We start from the raw sequence: 3,116 nt of genomic DNA, 5'->3' as shown, positions 1-3,116 counted from the left end.
GGTCGGGGTTCCCGTCCTGGTGCAGGGCGGGGAGAAGTCAAAGGACCAGCCCGCCGTCGACACCGAGAACCTGCCCCGTGACGAACGCCGCCCCCGGCGACAGCAGGAACGCGACCGCGTGGGCGACGTCGTCGGGGCTGCCGAGGCGGCCGAGCGGGGTGGCCGCCACGGTGGCGGCGCGTGAGCGGTCGTCGAGTGTGTCGAGCATGCGCGTCTCGATGTAGCCGGGCGCGACGGCGTTGACCCGGACGCCGGTGGGCCCGAGCTCCTTGGCCGCGGCCCGGGTGAGCCCGATGACGGCGGCCTTGGCGGCGGAGTAGACCGCCTGGCCTGGCCCGCCCGCGCGGCCCATGATCGAGGAGACCAGCACCACGGCGGGGGAGGAGCCCCGGCGCAGCAGCCGGAGCGCGGCCTGCAGGGTGTGGGCCGCCCCCATGGCGTTGACCTCGAAGAGCCGGGTGACGGTGTCGTGGCGGGTCATGCCGAGCAGCCCGGCCTCGTGGACCCCGGCGTTGACGACGAGCGAGTCGAGCCGGCCGTGCCGCTGGAAGATCTGTCGCATCATGGCGGAGACCTGCGCGGGGTCGGCCACGTCGCCGTGGACCGCGTCGGCCGGCCGGCCGGTCCGGGCAGCCACCTCGGCGGCCGCCTTCGCGGCGCGCTCCTCGTCGCGGCCGTGGAGCAGGACCGCGTGGCCGGACGCGGCCAGCGTGTCGGCGACGGCCCGGCCGATGCCGGTCGTGGAGCCGGTGACCAGGACGACCCGGGGCTCAGAGCTCGGCGGCGCCGAAACCATGCTTCTCCAGCAACTCGGCCGCCTTGGCGAACGAGCTCATGTCGATCATCTCGTCGGTGTCGATCATGACGGAGAACTCGTCCTCCATCGTCGCGATCAACGCCATGTGGGCCAAGGAGTCCCACTGCGGGATGGCTCGGTATTCGAGCCCGTCGACGTCGGCGTCGGCGGGGAGATTGAGCGCCATGCGGAAGACGGCCCGCAGGCGATCGAGATGATTCATGATCACTCACTCTCAGTGCTCGGACCACGACGAAGTGTAGCGGTACATGCGACTCATGAGAAACCAACCTCCGCCCTCGGTAATGGAACCGTATAACGACGCGTGGCCCGCGTTGGCGGCTGGGAATGTCGGAAAGGACACGGCCACCGTACGGGGGGAATGATGGACGAATCCAATCACTGGTACGGGCACTCGCGCATTCTCGGAAGATACTGCGGCCTCACTGACGAGGCGCCGAAGCGCATTCAGGGCTACCTCCAGCACGGATGGAACTATCTCCACGGATTTCCCCCGAACGACCACTGGTGCAGCCCCGGCTATCCCCGTTTCGTCTGGTCGGACACCCTGCGCCGCCGGGGCTGGTCGATGGGCCGGCGCGGCCACTACCTGATCGGCGCCCCCTGGATCTATCTCCTTGAGCTGGAGCCCGACTTGGGCGTCCGGCCCGAACGTGAGGGTACGATCTGGTATCCCTTCCACGGCTGGGAGAAGTCCTCCGTCAGCGGTGACCACGGACGCCTCGCCGACGAAATCAGAAATGTCGAGATTGGTCCGGTCACGGTCTGCCTTTATTGGCTGGAATTCGCAAATCCGGACATTCGGCAGGCGTACGCGTCGAGGGGTTTCCGGGTCATCTGCCATGGCGATCGCGGATCCCGCTGGGACGGGAAGGGCCGCGACTTCCTGCGCAAGCAGCTGGTCGAGCTGCGACGTCACCGCAGGGTGGCCTCCAACCGGCTCGGCAGCGCGCTCTTCTACGGCGCCTCGGTCGGCTGCGAGGTGGCCGTGTACGGAGACCCGATGCAGTTCGAGGACGAACGCCCCGAGTACGGCGGCACGGCGCGCCGCAAGCGGTTGTGGCCCGAGCTGCACGGCACCAGCGTCGACCCCGAGCTGGCGGCGGAGGTCGCGCGGCAGGAGCTGGGATTCGAGTATCAGGCGACACCGGAGGAGCTACGGCGAATGTTCGGATGGAAGCGGGCCCGGGCGGCGGCGCCGCCGTCCGGGACGACAACGGCGAGGCGGCGCGAGGCGGCCACACGACGGGAGAAGCACCCGGCGCCGGCGGCGGCACCACCCCAGCAGCCCGAGGCGGGACGCCGTGGGCGCCTCGACGCGGCGGCACACCACGGACGCCCCAACGACGCGGCGGAACGCCAGGGGCGGCAGGAGCCGGGGGCGCGGCGACGGGAGCGGCGCGCCGACCGGGCCTCGGCGTCGGGACGCCAGAACCCGCCGCGCGGAGTGAAGCCGTGAGCGCACGTACGAACGAGACACCCGAGAACGTCCGCCTGATCGGCGGAGAGATGTTGCTGTGGTCCGACATGTCCGCCGTGGCCGGCGTCACGGAGTGGCAGGGCGCGGCGCTGGAGCTGATCAGGAGGCTGCTGCCGGCGGGCGGCCGGGTGCTGCTGGTCGGGCCGCACCCGCAGCCGCTGGTGGACGAGGTGGTCGCCAACGCGGCGGCGGCCGTCCTGCTGCGCTCCTACCCGGACGCCTGCGAGCTCGGCGAGCGCCACCCGGGCCTCGCGGTGTTCTGCGGGCGACTGGAGGCGCTCGACGTCGAGGAGCCGTACGACCTGGTGCTGGCGCTCGACGGGCTGCTGCGCACGCACTCCGCCGAGGCGCCGGCGTCCGCCTGGAAGGAGTCCCTGGCCGCGCTGGCCGGACTGGTGGCCCCCGGCGGACGGCTGGCGCTGGGCGTACGCAACGACCTCGGCGTGGACCGGTTCCTGGAGGCCAGGCCCGCCGACCGGGAGGGCGGCGACGACCAGTGGGCGCCGCACGGCTTCGACCCCAGCTACCCGAGCGGCCCTGAAGCCCTCGACCGCGGGATCGAGTCGGCGGGGCTGACGATGCGGCGCTCCTACGCGGTCTATCCCGACCGGCAGGCCCCGCGGTCGCTGCTGTCCAGGGAGGCGCTGGCACATGATCTGCCGGACGCGCTCGCGTTCACGCTCAGCTCCCGGGAGGACGAGCGCACGCTGGTGGCCGACCCGCTGCGGCTGACCCGCCTGGTGTTCCGCCACCGCTTGGGTGAACGACTCGCCCCGATGTGGCTCGCCGTGGCCACCCGCCCCCCAGCCACCCCCGAGA

At 71.7% G+C, this 3,116-nt stretch carries 4 protein-coding genes; 2 read left to right on the top strand and 2 right to left on the bottom strand.

All coding sequences use genetic code 11. From position 1 onward, the window contains the following. Positions 1 to 37: 37 nt before the first annotated feature. Both E1286_RS46740 and E1286_RS46735 read right to left on the bottom strand, forming a co-directional pair. Positions 38 to 796, bottom strand: a complete 759-nt coding sequence (locus E1286_RS46740; protein WP_132623790.1) for an SDR family NAD(P)-dependent oxidoreductase — start codon at positions 794 to 796, stop codon at positions 38 to 40. After that, positions 771 to 1,019 (bottom strand): acyl carrier protein, encoded by a 249-nt coding sequence (locus E1286_RS46735; RefSeq protein WP_132623788.1) that lies wholly within the window; start codon positions 1,017 to 1,019, stop codon positions 771 to 773. The genes E1286_RS46740 and E1286_RS46735 overlap by 26 nt, the downstream gene beginning before the upstream one ends. Positions 1,020 to 1,181: 162 nt before the next feature. Here E1286_RS46735 and E1286_RS46730 point away from each other — a divergent pair, with 162 nt between their 5' ends. Beyond that, complete coding sequence (locus tag E1286_RS46730) at positions 1,182 to 2,276, top strand: hypothetical protein (protein WP_246075750.1); 1,095 nt, start codon at positions 1,182 to 1,184, stop codon at positions 2,274 to 2,276. Then, a partial coding sequence (locus E1286_RS46725) for a class I SAM-dependent methyltransferase (protein WP_223190960.1) occupies positions 2,273 to 3,116 on the top strand: 844 nt, incomplete at its 3' end. The genes E1286_RS46730 and E1286_RS46725, both read left to right, overlap by 4 nt.

It is taken from the genome of Nonomuraea terrae (genome assembly GCF_004348995.1).
Lineage (GTDB): Bacteria > Actinomycetota > Actinomycetes > Streptosporangiales > Streptosporangiaceae > Nonomuraea > Nonomuraea terrae.
Note: the sequence above shows the minus strand (reverse complement) of the source record. Positions and strands in the feature narration are given on the sequence as shown.

Excerpts from the sequence above, each read along its gene's own strand:
- E1286_RS46740 (WP_132623790.1), bottom strand. The coding sequence starts at position 796 with ATGGTTTCGGCGCCGCCGAGCTCTGAGCCCCGGGTCGTCCTGGTCACC.
- E1286_RS46735 (WP_132623788.1), bottom strand. The coding sequence starts at position 1,019 with ATGAATCATCTCGATCGCCTGCGGGCCGTCTTCCGCATGGCGCTCAAT.
- E1286_RS46730 (WP_246075750.1), top strand. The coding sequence starts at position 1,182 with ATGGACGAATCCAATCACTGGTACGGGCACTCGCGCATTCTCGGAAGA.